The organism is Blastococcus sp. TF02A-35, from assembly GCF_004571075.1.
Lineage (GTDB): Bacteria > Actinomycetota > Actinomycetes > Mycobacteriales > Geodermatophilaceae > Blastococcus.
Genome location: NZ_SPQP01000064.1, coordinates 1 through 14,463 on the forward strand (window position 1 = coordinate 1; position 14,463 = coordinate 14,463).

A 14,463-nucleotide genomic window follows, 5' to 3' on the forward strand; every position below is an offset into this window, starting at 1 on the left:
GATCTCGCGCGCCGGCGACGGCCGGGGCGGCGACGGCCACGGCGGCGGCCACCTTGGGCGCGACGGCACGCTGGGCGGCGTCGAGCGCCGGGCCCGTCGCCTCGCGGGCGGCTGCCACGCGGGGGCCGAACTGCTCGGCTGCGTAGCGACCGGCCTCGGTGGCGGCGACCCCGATGTGGGCGAAACCCTCCTGGAGCTCGGCGCCGATGACCTGACCACGCGTCTTCTTGCGGAACACGAGCTGCACCTCCGAGTTGATCGTCTCGCGATCATCCTGCCCGGTCCCGGCGGTGAGCACACCCCGAGACCGCAGGTGGGTGCGCAGGACGGCGTGGTCCTGGTTACGGTCCCGACGTGCAGTTGCGCATCTTCACCGAGCCGCAGATGGGCGCCACCTACGACGACCTGCTCGCCGTGGCGCGCCGGACGGAGGAGGCCGGCTTCGACGCCTTCTTCCGTTCCGACCACTACCTGACCATGGGCGGGGACGGGCTGCCCGGCCCGACCGACGCCTGGGTCACCCTCGCCGGCCTGGCCCGGGAGACCAGCCGGATCCGGCTCGGGACCCTCATGACGGCCGGCACCTTCCGGCTCCCCGGCCCGCTGGCCATCAGCGTCGCCCAGGTCGACCAGATGAGCGGTGGACGGGTCGAGCTGGGCATCGGCTCCGGCTGGTTCGAGGCCGAGCACACCGCCTACGGCATCCCGTTCCCGCCGCTGGGGGAGCGCTTCGACCGGTACGAGGAGCAGCTCGCCGTCCTCACCGGGCTGTGGCGCACGCCGGTCGGGGAGACCTTCGACTTCGACGGCCGGTACTACCGGCTGTCCGGGTCACCGGCCCTGCCCAAGCCCGTGCAGGACGGGGGCGTCCCGATCCTGGTCGGGGGTGCCGGCAGGAAGCGCACGCCCCGGCTGGCCGCCCGCTACGCCGGCGAGTTCAACGTGCCCTTCATGTCCGCCGCGGACAACGCCCGCCTGTTCGCCGGGGTCCGCGAGGCCTGCGACGAGGCCGGCCGGGACCCGTCGTCGCTGGTCTACAGCTCCGCGCTGGTGCTGTGCGTCGGCAGGGACGAGGCCGAGGTCGCCCGCCGCGCCGCCGCCATCGGCCGCGACGTCGACGAGCTGCGCGCGCACGGGGTCGCCGGAACGCCCGCGGAGGCCGTCGACGTGCTCGGCCGCTACGCCGAGGCCGGCGCCCAGCGGGTGTACCTGCAGGTGCTGGACCTCGCCGACCTGGACCATCTGGACCTGGTGGCCGCGGAGGTGGCTCCCCAGCTGCGCTGAGGTCCTCAGCTGCGCAGCGAGCGGCCCGGGTCCAGCAGCGGGTGCTGCGGGTGCTCCAGCCAGGCCAGGAACTGCCCGACCGGCATGGGGCGGGAGATCGCGTAGCCCTGTGCGATGTCGCAGCCGAGCCGGGCCAGGGCCGCGCACGCGGCGGCGTCCTCGACCCCCTCCACGACCAGGCGCAGGCCCAGGTCGTGGGCCAGCGAGGCGGTGTGCCGGACGATCGCGGCGGCGCGCGGGTCGGTGGTCACGTCGGCGGTGAGGCTGCGGTCGAGCTTGAGCTCGTCGGCCGGCAGGTGGCGCAGGTAGGCCAGCGAGCTGTAGCCCGTCCCGTAGTCGTCGATCGAGGTCCGGACGCCGAGCCGGCGCAGCTCGGCGAGCACCTGGCGGCCGCGCTCGGGGTCGGCCATGAGGGTGTCCTCGACCAGCTCCAGGGTGAGGGCGTCCGCGGGCAGGCCGTGGTGGGCCAGCGCGGCGGCGACCTTCTCGGGCAGGTCGACGTCGTTGACGTTGGCGGCCGAGAGGTTGACCGACACCGGCACCGGGTCGGCCGACCACCACAGCGTCGTCGCGCCCAGGGCGAGGTCGAGCACCTTGTCGGTGAGCTGCCGCAGCAGGCCGGCCTGCTCGGCGGCAGGGAGCAGCTCGGCGGGGGACAGCAGGCCGCGGACCGGGTGCTGCCAGCGGACCAGCGCCTCGACGCCCACGACCCGGCCGTCGGCGAAGCCGACCTGGGGCTGCAGGTGCACGAGCAGCTCGTCGCCCTCGAGCGCCGTCCGCAGCTCCTCCATCGTCCGCAGCCGGTCGCCGCTGCCGCCGTGCGGGTCGGGGACGTAGACGTGCACGCCCTCGCGGGCGGCCTTGGCCGCGTACATGGCGACGTCGGCGCAGCGCAGCATCTCCTGCACGGTGGCGGCCGGCACCGGCGCGGTGGCCACGCCGATGCTCACCCCCACGTGCAGGCGGATGTCCTCGACCGGGAACGGCTGCAGGACCAGCGCGCGCAGCCGCTCGGCCCGCTCCTGGGCCTCGTCGAGGGAGACCTCGGGGAGGAGGACGGCGAACTCGTCGCCGCCGAGGCGGGCCAGCACGTCGTGGGGGCCGAGCGCGGGCAGCAGCCGCGGGCCGATCTGGCGCAGCAGCTGGTCGCCGGCGGTGTGGCCGAGGCTGTCGTTGACCTCCTTGAAGCCGTCGAGGTCCAGCAGGAGGAGCGCGGCCTGCTTGCGGGCGGTGGCGGTCCGCAGCACCCGGTCGGCCGCATCGAGCAGCGCCCGGCGGTTCGCCAGCCCGGTGAGCTCGTCGGTGCGGGCCTGCTCGCGGACCTCGTTGAAGGCACGGACCTCGCGGAAGGTGACGCCGGTCCGGGTGACGGCGGCGAGCACGCAGCCGATCGCCACCCACGCGGCGGCCTCCGGCAGGTCGTCGCCCCAGCCGTTGGCGAGGACGACGAGGCTGCCCATGACGCAGACGAGGGGGAGGGCCAGCAGCCGCCCGCCCAGCCGGGTGCCGCTGACCGACGGGTCCGGCGCGGGCCGGGGCCGGGCGTGGTGCGCGGCCAGCGCGACGAGCACGATGCCGACCAGCCAGGCCAGCTCCAACGGGCCGCCGTCGACGTAGGTGCCGCGCACGGTCCGGGCCGTGAGGAGGACGTCGCCCACGAGGATCGAGGCGAGCGCGCCGATGACCAGGACCAGCGTCCGGTCCAGCCGCACGCCGAGGATCGAGCCGACGGCGCCCAGGAGGGCGAACAGCAGCACGTCGGTGGCCGGCAGCACGAGCTGGACCAGCGGCACCGCCTCGCGGCCCGGTGCCGGGTCCAGGTAGGGGCCGATGAGGAAGGCGAGCCCGACCGACATGGTGCCCAGGGCGCCGACGAGCCCGTCGAGCCACATGCTCGGGTGGAAGCGCGGGACGCGGGCGCGGATCAGGCCCACCATCACCACGTAGAGCATCAGGTACGCCAGCAGCGACAGGACGTCGACGACCACCAGCGGCGAGGTCCCGCCACCGTCGGGTCCGGCGGTCCAGGAGCGCAGCCCGTTCGCGACGGCGTTCAGGAGCAGCGACACGGCCAGGACGCGCCAGGCCAGCCGCTCCCGCGGCAGCCGCCCGGCGGCGTACCAGCAGGCGAGGGCCGCCGGCAGGTAGGCGGTGTTGTAGAGGAGGACGTCGTAGAGGCGGTCCCAGGCGAGGCCCGCGGGGCGCGGTCCCACGCCGGTGGCGAAGAGCGCGACGCCGAGCAGGGTGAGCGCGAGGAGCAGCCCGGAGGAGGGCGCGCGGTGGCGCTCCGTGCTCCGGTTCTGGTCCACGGGGATCTCATCGGCGGGGACGACCGGCGGCCGCACCTCGTTCCGGCCGGTTCCGGCCCGGAAGGGTGAGACCGGCCCGCCGCGGCGCTCGCGGTGGGGGATCACCGGGGGACGGGCTGCCCTGGCAGCCGCGGCGCGGGGACCACCGGGACGCCGGACGACGGTGCCGGGCGGTCGGCCAGCCACCCGAGGAGCTGCTCGACCGGCATCGGCCGGGCGACCGCCCAGCCCTGGGCGACGTCGCACCCGAGCGCGGCGAGGACGGCCGCGGTCTCGTCGTCCTCCACCCCCTCGGCGACCAGGGTCATGCCGAGGGCGTGGACCAGGGCCACGGTGTGCCCGGCGATCGCCGTCGCCCGCTGGTCCCGGCCCACGTCGGCGGTGAGGCTGCGGTCGAGCTTGAGCTCGTCGGCGGGCAGGTGGCGCAGGTAGGCAAGCGAGCTGTACCCGGTGCCGTAGTCGTCGATCGAGGTGCGGACGCCGAGCCGGCGCAGCTCACCCAGCACCGTGCGGCCGCGGTCGGGGTCGGCCATGAGGGTGTCCTCGACCAGCTCGAGGGTCAGCGCCTCCGGGGGGAGACCGTGGTCCTCCAGGCGGCGGATGACGGTGGTCGGCAGCTCCAGGTCGGTGACGCTGGCCGCCGACAGGTTCACCGACACCGGCACCGACCGCTCCGTCCACCACCGGGTGGCCGCCTCGAGAGCCAGCCCGAGGACGACGTCGGTCAGCGGCTGCATCAGGCCGGCCTGCTCGGCGGCAGGCAGGATCTCGGCCGGTCCGAGCAGGCCGCGCGAGGGGTGCTGCCACCGCACCAGCGCCTCCACCCCGGCGACCGTGCCGTCGGACAGCCGCACCTGGGGCTGCAGGTGCACGAGCAGCTGGCCGGTCTCGAGCGCGGTCCGCAGCTCCTCCATGGTCCGCAGCCGGTCACCGCCGCCTCCCCGGGGGTCGGGCAGGTACACGCGGACGCCCTCCTGGGCCGCCTTCGCCGCGTACATGGCGACGTCAGCGCAGCGGAGCAGCTCCTGGACCCCGGCGGCGGGGACCGGCGCGGTGGCGACGCCGATGCTGGCGCCCACGTGCAGGCGCTGCCCTTCGACGGTGAACGGCTCGCGGAGCCGGGCGTGGAGGCGTCGTGCGAGCTCGTGCGCCCGGTCGACGTCGGCGTCCGGCACGAGCACGGCGAACTCGTCACCGCCGAGCCGGGCGAGCATGTCGACCGGGCCCAGCTCGGCGGCCAGCCGCGGTCCGATCTGGCGCAGCAGCTCGTCACCGGCCGCGTGGCCGAGGCCGTCGTTGACCTCCTTGAAGCCGTCGAGGTCGAGGAGGAGGAGGCCCACCGGGCGCCGCGTGGTCGCGGCTGCGACCACGGTGCCGGCGTGACCGAGCAGCGCCCGGCGGTTGGGCAGGCCGGTCAGCTCGTCGGTGCGCGCCTCCGCCCGGACGGCGTGGAAGTGGCGCAGCTCCCGGAAGCTCACGATCGACCGGACGAGGGTCGCCGAGATGCAGCCGGCGGCGCACCACGCGGCGATCGGCGCGGTCGCCGCGGTGTGGGCCATGAGGACGGCGATGCCGGCCACGTTGAGCCCGAGCGGGATGGCGATGTGCCGCCAGCCCGTGCGCACGCCCGAGTGGCCCCCGGCGTGGCCGTCGCCCCGCGCCGGCCTGGACCGGTGGGCGGCCTGCGCGACCAGGGCAGCGTGGAGGAGCCACGTCAGGTCCAGCACGCCGCCCTCCACGTAGATCCCGAGGGCCGCCAGGCGGCTGTAGACGAGGTCCCCGACGAGGGCGCTGGCCACGCCGGCCATGAGGAGGACCAGCGTGACCTCGCGGCGCAGGCCCAGCACGGCCCCAGCGGCCACGAACAGGGCGAGCCGCACCATGTCGGCGACCGTGTAGACCAGGCCCACCAGGGCCGCCGCGGTGTCCTCGCCGACTTCGATGGTCTCCGGGCCGAGCAGGACCACCGCCGCGATCGCCGTCGCCCCGAGGGCGCCGACCAGGCCGTCGAGCACCATCGCGGGCGCATGCGGGGGACCCGGGCGCACCATCGCGGGCGCATGCGGGGGACCCGGGCGCGGACGAACGAGACCAGGCCCAGGCAGGTGGGCACGAACGACGCGAGGTAGAGGACGTCGGCGACCGAGGGGTAGGGCTCGTCGGGCATCCGGGCGATGACCAGGCTGTAGACGAGGTTGCCCGAGGTGGACAGGACCAGGCCGAGGCCCATGGCCAGCCAGGTCAGGCGTTCCCCGGAGCGGCGCGCCGCGGCGAAGCAGCCCACGGCGGCCAGGACGTACACGGCGTTGTAGAGCACGACGTCGTAGGCCAGCGCCCAGCCCGCGCCGGCCGGTCGGCTGCCGACACCCGTGGCGAACAGGCCGAGGCAGGCGGCGGCCAGCACGGCGCACCACCGCGACAGGCCGCCGCCACCCGGCTGCTGAGTCCTCACCCCCGGGTGGTCGGCTGTTCGAGCGCTCCGGCGCACCCCGCGTGGCCCTGGCTCCTCCGGTGGGGTGAGCCGGGAGGGCCGCGGTCGGCCGAGGTCCGCGGTGCGGGGGCGGTACGCTGGCCGCGTGTCCGGTGGACTGCTCCTTCTCCGGCCGTGCTGACCTGATCCGATCGGACAGCACGGCGACCCCTCCTGCGTGAGGGGTTTTTTTCTGCCCGCCACCGGTTCGAGCCCCACGGGAGCCCCACGATGAGCCAGACCGACCGCCAGCCCGCCGCCGCGCCCACCGGCGACGGCGTTCCCGCGCACCGGTACACGCCGGCGCTGGCGCAGCAGATCGAGCTGGACTGGCAGGACCGCTGGGAGACGCAGGGCACGTTCCACACGCCCAACCCGACAGGGCGGCTGAGCGAGGGCTTCGAGAAGGTCGCCGACCGGCCGAAGTTCTTCGCGATGGACATGTTCCCGTACCCCTCGGGCGCGGGGCTGCACGTCGGGCACCCGCTGGGCTACCTGGGGACCGACGTCACCAGCCGGTTCCGCCGCATGGACGGCGACAACGTCCTGCACCCGATGGGCTACGACGCCTTCGGCCTGCCCGCGGAGCAGTACGCGGTGCAGACCGGGCAGCACCCGCGGATCACCACCGAGGCGAACATCGCCGCGATCAAGGCGCAGCTGCGCCGGCTGGGCGTCGACCACGACCAGCGCCGCACCTTCGCCACCATCGACCCCGGCTACTACAAGTGGACCCAGTGGATCTTCCTGCAGATCTTCGGGTCCTGGTTCGACGAGCGGGCCGGCAAGGCGCGGCCGATCGCCGAGCTGGTGGCCGAGCTGGACGCCGGCACCCGCGAGCCGGCCGAGGGCACCAACCCCTCCGGCCGCCCGTGGGCGGAGCTGACCGAGGTCGAGAAGCGCGCCGTCGTCGACGCGCACCGGCTGGCCTACCTGCACGAGGCACCGGTCAACTGGTGCCCGGGCCTGGGCACCGTGCTGTCCAACGAGGAGGTCACGCCCGACGGGCGCTCCGAGCGGGGCAACTTCCCGGTGTTCCGGCGCCCGCTGAAGCAGTGGATGATGCGGATCACCGCCTACGCCGACCGGCTGCTGGCCGACCTGGACCGGCTGGACTGGTCGGACTCGCTGAAGCTGATGCAGCGCAACTGGATCGGCCGGTCGACCGGCGCCAGGATCCGCTTCGCCGCCGGTGACCAGCAGATCGAGGTGTTCACGACCCGCCCCGACACGCTGTTCGGCGCCACCTACGTGGTGCTGGCGCCCGAGCACCCGCTGGTCGGCTCGCTGACCGCGGCCGTGTGGCCCGACGGCACCGACCCCCGCTGGACCGGCGGGGCGGCTACCCCGGCCGAGGCCGTGCGGGACTACCAGCGGCAGGCCTCCCGCCGCTCGGAGCTGGACCGCCAGGACGCCGGCCGCGAGAAGACCGGCGTCTGGCTGGGCGTCAACGCCGTCAACCCGGTCAACGGCCGGGAGCTGCCGGTCTTCATCGCCGACTACGTGCTGACCGGCTACGGCACCGGCGCGATCATGGCGGTGCCGGGTGAGGACACCCGCGACTGGGAGTTCGCGAGGAAGTTCGGCCTGGAGATCGTGCCGACCGTCGAGCGGCCCGAGGGCTTCGACGACGAGAGCGGCGCGTACACCGGCGCCGGGACGATGATCAACTCCGCCAACGACGAGATCTCGCTGGACGGGCTGGACAAGGCCACCGCCATCGCCCGCATCACCGACTGGCTGGTCGCCCGCGGCGCCGGCGAGGCGACGACCACCTACAAGCTGCGCGACTGGCTGTTCAGCCGGCAGCGCTACTGGGGCGAGCCGTTCCCGATCGTCTACGACGAGGACGACCGGCCGATCGCCGTCCCCACCTCGATGCTGCCGGTGCTGCTGCCCGAGGTCGACGACTACTCGCCCAAGACCTTCGCCGACGACGACGCCGACTCCTCCCCGGAGCCGCCGCTGTCGCGCGCCACCGACTGGACCACGGTCGAGCTGGACCTGGGCGACGGGCCGAAGAAGTACCGCCGCGAGACCAACACGATGCCCAACTGGGCGGGTTCGTGCTGGTACTACCTGCGCTACCTGGACCCGGGCGACGACACCCAGATGGTCGACCCCGAGCTGGAGCGCTACTGGATGGGTCCGCGCGAGCCCGGCGACACCGGCGGCGTGGACCTGTACGTCGGCGGCGTCGAGCACGCGGTGCTGCACCTGCTGTACGCGCGGTTCTGGCACAAGGTGCTGTTCGACCTGGGGCACGTCTCCAGCGAGGAGCCGTTCCGCCGGCTGGTCAACCAGGGCTACATCTCCGCCTACGCGTACACCGACTCCCGCGGCTTCTACGTGCCCGCGGCCGACGTGGTCGAGAAGGACGGGCAGTTCCTCTACGAGGGCGAGCCGGTCAACCGCGAGTACGGGAAGATCGGCAAGAGCCTGAAGAACATGGTCACGCCGGACGAGATGATCGGCGCGTACGGCGCCGACACCTTCCGCGTGTACGAGATGTCCACCGGCCCGCTGGAGCAGTCCCGGCCGTGGGAGACCAAGGCGGTCGTCGGCTCGCAGCGGCTGCTGCAGCGGATCTGTCGGGTCGTCGTCGACGAGGAGACCGGCGCGGTGCGGGCCACCGACGCCGAGCCCGCCGAGGAGACGCTGCGCGCGCTGCACAAGGCGATCGACGGCGTCCGCGACGGCTACGCGACCCTGCGGTTCAACATCGCGATCGCGCGGATCACCGAGCTGACCAACCACCTGACGCAGGCGTTCGGGGCGTCGGCGCCGGTGCCGCGGTCGGTGGCCGAGCCGCTGGTGCTGATGGTCGCGCCGCTGGCCCCGCACCTGGCCGAGGAGCTGTGGTCCCGGCTGGGCCACCAGGAATCCTCGGCGTGGGCGCCCTTCCCGGTGGCCGACGAGCGCTGGCTGGTCGAGGACACCGTGCAGGTCGCCGTCCAGGTCAACGGCAAAGTGCGCTCGCAGGTCACCGTCCCCGCCGACGCGGACGCCGCGGCGCTGGAGGCTGCCGCCCGGGCCGACGAGAAGATCGCCGGCTACCTGGACGGGGCCACGATCCGCCGCGTCGTCGCCGTCCCGGGCCGCCTGGTCAACTTCGTCCTGGGCTAGGGCCGGAATGGCCATTCCGGCCCTGCCGGGGCGGAAAACGGCTTGCTGCGGGCGGTAGAACCGGAGGCGTGACCTCCTCCACCGCGGCACTCGTCGAGCTCGGCCCGGACGACGCCCGCTTCCCCGCCTGGTGCGGGGTGTGGGCGGCGTCCGAGCGCGCCGACCGCCCCGGCCAGACCCCACGCCCGGCCGCCGACCACGTGGCGCTCGGACGGCAGCTGGTGGCGCCCGGCGGGTCGCGGGACGGCACGCACCGCGCCGCGCTCGTCGGGGACGACGTGGCCGGGGCCCTGCGGCTGATCCTCCCGCTCAGGGACAACCCGTCGATGGCCGTCGTCGACCTGGCGGTGCACCCGGACCACCGGCGCCGGGGGGTCGGCCGGGCGCTGCACGCCGAGGCGCTGCGGCTGGCCGCCGCCCACGGCCGGACGACGCTGGTCGCCGACGTGGACGAGCCGGGGGAGGGCGCGCCCGGGCGCCGGTTCGCCTCGGCCCTCGGCTGGACCTGCGACCTGGAGGAGACCCGTCGCGACCTGCTCCTGCCGGCCGACGAGGCGCGGCTGTCGGCGGTGGAGGCCGACGCCCGCGAGCGGAGCGCCGGCTACCACGTCCTCACCTGGCGGGACCGGACCCCGGAGGACCTCCTCGGCGACCGCGCCCTCCTCGAGCAGCGGATGAGCACCGACGCGCCGCACGGCGACCTCCCGGTGGAGGAGGAGCGCTGGGACGGCGCGCGGATCCGCGAGTACGAGGCGGGGCACGTCGCTCGTGGCCGGACGGTGCTCTCCGCCGGCGCCGTCGTCGAGGGCCGGCTGGTGGCCTTCACCGACCTCCAGGTGGTGCTGGACCAGCCCGAGCGCGCCCACCAGGGCGGCACCCTGGTCCTCCGGGAGCACCGGGGCCACCGCCTCGGTGCGCTGGTCAAGGCCGCCGTCCTCCGCCGGCTGGCGGCGGAGCTCCCCGAGGTGCGGCGGGTCAGCACCTACAACGCCGAGACCAACACCCCGATGGTGGCGGTGAACGAGGCGCTCGGCTTCGTGCCGGCCGGCCGGCTGTCCTGCTGGTCCCTGCGGCTGGGCTGAGCGTCAGGCCGCGCGGATCCGGATCAGCTCGTGCCGGTCGCCGCCCTGGCGGGTGAGCCGGTGCCAGAGCCGGGAGAACCGGTGGCCCAGGGAGAACTTCCAGCCGTACGCCCGCCGCATCGCCGCCAGGGCCTGCGGCCACTCGGCGCGGTCCACGAACTCGGCCACCGCGTCCACCGCCGGGCCCCCGACCCTGCCCCGGACGTCGCACGGCGCGACGGTCACCCGCGAGGTGTGCCGGAGGCGCTTGACCTTGCCCGAGTCGGCACGGGTCCAGACGACGAGCGCGTCGCCGTCCGGGGCCGCCCACACCGGCGTCGCCACCGGCGCCCCGGTGCGGCGGAACGTGGTCAGGCTGACGTAGGTGCTGCGGGGGAGCGGCGCCATCAGCGGCCGGCCGGCTGGCCGGTGAGGACGGCGGTCATCGCGGCCTCGACCGGCTCGACCGCCTCGGCCACGGTGACGTCCCGGCCGAGCTCGGCCGACAGCGAGGTCACCCCGGCGTCGGGGATCCCGCACGGGACCATGTTGGCGAAGGCGGACAGGTCGGGGTCGCAGTTCAGCGCGAAGCCGTGCATCGTCACGCCGCGGGCGACGCGGATGCCGATGGCCGCGACCTTGCGCTCGGGGCGGGTCCCGGCGCCGGGGGCGTCGGCCGGCAGCCACACGCCGCTGCGGCCCTCGACGCGGCCGGCGGTCACGCCCAGCCCGGCGCACACCTCGATCAGCGCGCCCTCCAGCCGCCTGACGTAGGCGACGACGTCGACCGGGTCGGGCAGCGCGACGATGGGGTAGCCCACCAGCTGGCCCGGACCGTGCCAGGTGATCTTCCCGCCGCGGTCGACGTCGACCACCGGCGTGCCGTCGAAGGGGCGCTCGTGCGGCTCGGTGCGCTTGCCCGCCGTGTAGACCGGCGGGTGCTCCAGGAGCAGCAGCGTGTCGGGCACCTCGCCGGCGACGCGCTTGGCGTGCAGCTCGCGCTGCAGGTCCCAGGCCTGCGCGTAGTCGACCAGGCCGGGCCGGAGCACCTCGAGCGTCACGTCGACCAGCCTATGCCCGTCTCACCCGAGGAGGCGGGGCTCGACGCGGGTCTCGACCGCGGCGCCGTCCGGGCCGCGCGCCACCCGGTAGGCGGCGGCGCCGGGCCGGTCGCTCACCGCCTCCACCAGCTCGGTGCCGCGGTAGACCAGCCCGGCGCCGTCGTCGGTCGCGTGGCCCGGCGGGAGCGTGCCGTCGGCCACCAGCCGGTGGTACAGCGGCCGGCGCTGCTCCTCGGAGTCGTGGTGGACGCCGTTGGACGCCGGGATCAGGCCCAGCCCGTTCGTCACCGGGCGCAGGTCGCGGCCGAAGGAGTCGGTGGTGCCGCCGACGTGCCAGCACAGCGACCCGGCGGAGACGCCGGCGAGGACGACCCCCGCCTCCCACGCCTCGCGGAACACCTCGTCCAGGCCGTGCGCCCGCCAGACGGCCAGCAGGTTGGCGACGCTCCCGCCGCCGACCCAGACGACGTCCTGCGCCAGCAGGTGCGCCCGGACGTCGGCCACCGTCGGCATCGGGAACAGGCTCAGGTGGCTGACCCGGACCTCGCTGCCGGCGAACGCCCCGTAGACGGCGGCGACGCGGGCGGGGTCGTCCCCGGTCGCGGTGCCGAGGTAGCAGAGCCTCGGCCGCGGCGGCCCTCCGGCGAGCCGGAACGCCAGGTCGAACACCGGCCCGGGTGCCCAGTCGGCGGGGCCGCGCCCGCGCGAGGCGAAGCCCATGCTGGTGGCGAGGATCGTCGGTGCGGTCGCGGGCATCAGCCGGTCCTCCGGTCGCCGGTCGGTGACGCGAGGGCGGCGCGGACGGCCCGGGCCACCCGGGCGCCGCTGGCCATGGCGCCCTGGATGGACGGGGTGTCGCGGTGGTCGCCGCAGACGTACAGCCCGTCGCCCAGGTCGACCGGGCGGCGCAGCCGCAGCGGGGGGAGCGCGGCCGGCTGCGCCTCCGGAACGGTGACCGAGGTCAGGTGCTCGAGGTCCGACGGGGAGACGCCGTGCGCCGCGGCGACCTCTGCGCGCACCTCCGCCTCGCCGGTGTCGACCAGGGTGGAGCTCGACACGAGGGCGCGTCGGTCCGGGCTGTACGCGGGCTGGGCGTCGGAGACGACGGCGGTGTTGACCAGCCGGCTCCCGGGCTGCCCGAGCACGATGAGCGGGCTGGGCCACGGCGACTCGGGGAGCACGTGCAGGTGCGTGGTCACCCGGCGGGGGGCGGCGGCGTCGACGGCGGGCAGCAGCCGGGTGGCCGTGGCCGGGTCGGTGGCGACGACGACGGCGTGCGCCGACCAGCTGCGCTCGTCCGTCGTCACCGAGCCCGGGGCCACCGAGCGGACCGCGGTCCGCAGGTGCACCCGACCGGTGCCGAGGCGACCGGCCAGCTGCTCGCCGATGGCCTGCATGCCCTCGGCGGGCAGCCCGGTGGACCCCCGGACGAAGCTGCGCCACAGGAGGTCGGCGTACCGGCTGGACGTGGCCAGCTCCTCCTCGAGGAGCACCCCGGCGAGGAACGGCCGCAGGAACCGCTCCAGCGCCGCCTCCCCGATGCCCGCGGAGCGGAAGGCCTCCGTCGCGGAGGTCTCCGGTGCCCGCAGCAGGCGGGGGACGGGCGCGTACCCGGCCCGCAGCGCGTACGCGGCCAGCGCCGCCTTCTCCCGCAGCGGGCCCAGGGGAGCCGCGGCGGTGCCGAGCACCCCGGCCGGCCTCCGGCGCGGGTCGACGACGCGGTGCGCGCGTCCGTCCACCCGCACCACCGCGCCCCGCTCGAAGAACCCCAGCCGCAGGGCCGGCAGGTCGAGGTCGGCGGCCCGCGGGTAGCCGGTGTTGAGCACCTGGAAGCCGCGGTCCACCACGAACCCGTCGAGGCGCTCGCTGGCGACCCGGCCGCCGACGTGGCCGGAGGCCTCCAGCAGGTGCACGTCGATCCCGGCGTCGGCCAGTCGCGTCGCCGCGGAGAGCCCGGCCAGGCCGGCCCCGACGACGACGACCTCGGCGCGCTCGGGCATCGGCACCGCTCGACGGTATCGAGGGAGGGCCGCGTCGGCCGCCCGGGTGCCTCCGCCGCCCTCGGAGCCTGTGGACGACCGGGACGCCGAGGGCGCGCTCCGGCCTACGGTGCCTCCCATGCCCGCTCCCGCTCCCGTGCCACCCGTGGTCCCCGGCTACGCGCTGCAGTCGCTGCTCGGGCGGGGCGGCTCGGGCGAGGTCTGGCGCGCGGTACCGCTCGGCGGGGGCGAGCCGGTGGCGGTGAAGGTGCTCGTGGCCGGGGACCCCGACCGCCAGGTGCGCGAGGCGGCGCTACTGGGCGGGCTGGACCACCCGCACCTGGTCCGCCTGCACGAGGTGGTGCAGCTGCCGCGGCGCGGAGGCGAGCCACGCGTCGCCCTGGTGCTCGACCTGCTCGCCGGTGGCAGCCTCGCCGCGCTGCTGGGCCGCCGCGGCCGGCTCACGCCGGGGGAGGTCGTCACCGCGATGGCGCCGGTGGCGTCGGCCCTGGCCCACGCCCACGAGCGCGGCGTCGTCCACGGCGACCTCGCCCCCGGCAACATCCTCTTCACGGCCGAGGGGCGCCCGGTGCTGACCGACCTCGGGGTCGCCCGGGTGCTGGGCGAGACGGCGGCCGCGGAGGTGACCCCCGCCTACGTGGACCCGATAGTCGCCCGGGGCGCGGTGCCGGGCCCGGCGTCGGACGTGTTCGGCGTCGCCGCGGCCGCGTTCCACGCGCTCACCGGGGTCCCGCCGTGGAACGCGGCGACACCCGGTGACACCCTGGCGGTGGCCGGCGACGGCTACCTGCCCGACCTCGCCGAGCTCGCCCCGGGCGCACCGGAGCCGCTCCTCTCGGTGATCCGGTGCGGCCTGGCGGCCGACCCCCACCAACGCGGCACGGCCGCCGAGCTCGCGCTGCACCTCCGGCACGCCTGCCCGGCCGAGCCGGTGGCCTTCGGCGCCGGGCCGGTGGCGCCCTCGGCCGGCCGCCCCGACGTGCGGACGGCGCTGACCCACGTGGTGCCCGGACGGCGCCCGCGGCCGGCTCCCGTGGTGGACGGCGACGCGCGGTGGGGCGGGCTCGCGGTCGGCGTCGTCCTCGGCGTCGTCGGTTTCATGGGCTTCGAGAGCGCCGGGACGCTGGGCGTGGAGGCGCAGCGCCCGCTGGT

At 75.7% G+C, this 14,463-nt stretch carries 11 protein-coding genes; 4 read left to right on the forward strand and 7 right to left on the reverse strand.

All coding sequences use genetic code 11. From position 1 onward, the window contains the following. On the reverse strand, positions 1-238 hold a 238-nt coding region (locus E4P43_RS18945; RefSeq protein WP_209313971.1), incomplete at its 3' end, for a hypothetical protein. Positions 239-354: 116 nt separating this feature from the next. On the opposite strand from E4P43_RS18945, the gene E4P43_RS18950 reads away from it, so the two are divergent. Next, a complete protein-coding gene (locus tag E4P43_RS18950) occupies positions 355-1,284 on the forward strand; it encodes an LLM class F420-dependent oxidoreductase (RefSeq protein WP_135147076.1) in 930 nt (309 codons plus the stop codon). 5 nt (positions 1,285-1,289) lie between these two features. Here E4P43_RS18950 and E4P43_RS18955 read toward each other — a convergent pair whose 3' ends face one another. Both E4P43_RS18955 and E4P43_RS18960 read right to left on the reverse strand, forming a co-directional pair. Beyond that, a complete protein-coding gene (locus E4P43_RS18955; RefSeq protein WP_135147077.1) occupies positions 1,290-3,593 on the reverse strand; it encodes a bifunctional diguanylate cyclase/phosphodiesterase in 2,304 nt (767 codons plus the stop codon). A 101-nt stretch (positions 3,594-3,694) separates the two neighbouring features. After that, positions 3,695-5,611 (reverse strand): bifunctional diguanylate cyclase/phosphodiesterase, encoded by a 1,917-nt coding sequence (locus E4P43_RS18960; protein ID WP_167759249.1) that lies wholly within the window; start codon positions 5,609-5,611, stop codon positions 3,695-3,697. A 683-nt stretch (positions 5,612-6,294) separates the two neighbouring features. Here E4P43_RS18960 and leuS point away from each other — a divergent pair. Together leuS and E4P43_RS18970 are read left to right on the forward strand one after the other, a co-directional pair. Next, positions 6,295-9,189, forward strand: a complete 2,895-nt coding sequence (gene leuS, locus E4P43_RS18965; protein ID WP_135147079.1) for a leucine--tRNA ligase — start codon at positions 6,295-6,297, stop codon at positions 9,187-9,189. A 68-nt stretch (positions 9,190-9,257) separates the two neighbouring features. Further along, entirely contained in the window at positions 9,258-10,271 is a 1,014-nt protein-coding gene (locus E4P43_RS18970) for a GNAT family N-acetyltransferase (protein ID WP_135147080.1), read from the forward strand. Between the two features lie 3 nt (positions 10,272-10,274). Here E4P43_RS18970 and E4P43_RS18975 read toward each other — a convergent pair whose 3' ends face one another. Genes E4P43_RS18975 through E4P43_RS18990 form a run of 4 tightly spaced genes read right to left on the reverse strand, consistent with a single transcriptional unit; the run spans position 10,275 to position 13,311 of the window. Next, complete coding sequence (locus E4P43_RS18975; RefSeq protein WP_135147081.1) at positions 10,275-10,658, reverse strand: PPOX class F420-dependent oxidoreductase; 384 nt, start codon at positions 10,656-10,658, stop codon at positions 10,275-10,277. Further along, positions 10,658-11,311, reverse strand: coding sequence for a lipoyl(octanoyl) transferase LipB (gene lipB / locus E4P43_RS18980; RefSeq protein WP_245159261.1), 654 nt, complete (start codon positions 11,309-11,311; stop codon positions 10,658-10,660). The genes E4P43_RS18975 and lipB overlap by 1 nt, the downstream gene beginning before the upstream one ends. Before the next feature lie 21 nt (positions 11,312-11,332). Further along, the gene (locus tag E4P43_RS18985) at positions 11,333-12,067 is read right to left on the reverse strand and encodes a peptidase E (RefSeq protein WP_135147083.1); all 735 of its coding nucleotides are present in this window, start codon (positions 12,065-12,067) and stop codon (positions 11,333-11,335) included. Beyond that, complete coding sequence (locus E4P43_RS18990) at positions 12,067-13,311, reverse strand: NAD(P)/FAD-dependent oxidoreductase (protein WP_135147085.1); 1,245 nt, start codon at positions 13,309-13,311, stop codon at positions 12,067-12,069. The genes E4P43_RS18985 and E4P43_RS18990 overlap by 1 nt, the downstream gene beginning before the upstream one ends. Before the next feature lie 70 nt (positions 13,312-13,381). Here E4P43_RS18990 and E4P43_RS18995 point away from each other — a divergent pair. Continuing rightward, positions 13,382-14,463, forward strand: a 1,082-nt coding sequence (locus E4P43_RS18995) for a serine/threonine-protein kinase (protein WP_348522239.1), incomplete at its 3' end; no start/stop codon positions are given.

Excerpts from the sequence above, each read along its gene's own strand:
- leuS (WP_135147079.1), top strand. The coding sequence starts at position 6,295 with ATGAGCCAGACCGACCGCCAGCCCGCCGCCGCGCCCACCGGCGACGGC.
- E4P43_RS18985 (WP_135147083.1), bottom strand. The coding sequence starts at position 12,067 with ATGCCCGCGACCGCACCGACGATCCTCGCCACCAGCATGGGCTTCGCC.
- E4P43_RS18975 (WP_135147081.1), bottom strand. The coding sequence starts at position 10,658 with ATGGCGCCGCTCCCCCGCAGCACCTACGTCAGCCTGACCACGTTCCGC.
- E4P43_RS18960 (WP_167759249.1), bottom strand. The coding sequence starts at position 5,611 with ATGGTGCTCGACGGCCTGGTCGGCGCCCTCGGGGCGACGGCGATCGCG.
- E4P43_RS18990 (WP_135147085.1), bottom strand. The coding sequence starts at position 13,311 with ATGCCCGAGCGCGCCGAGGTCGTCGTCGTCGGGGCCGGCCTGGCCGGG.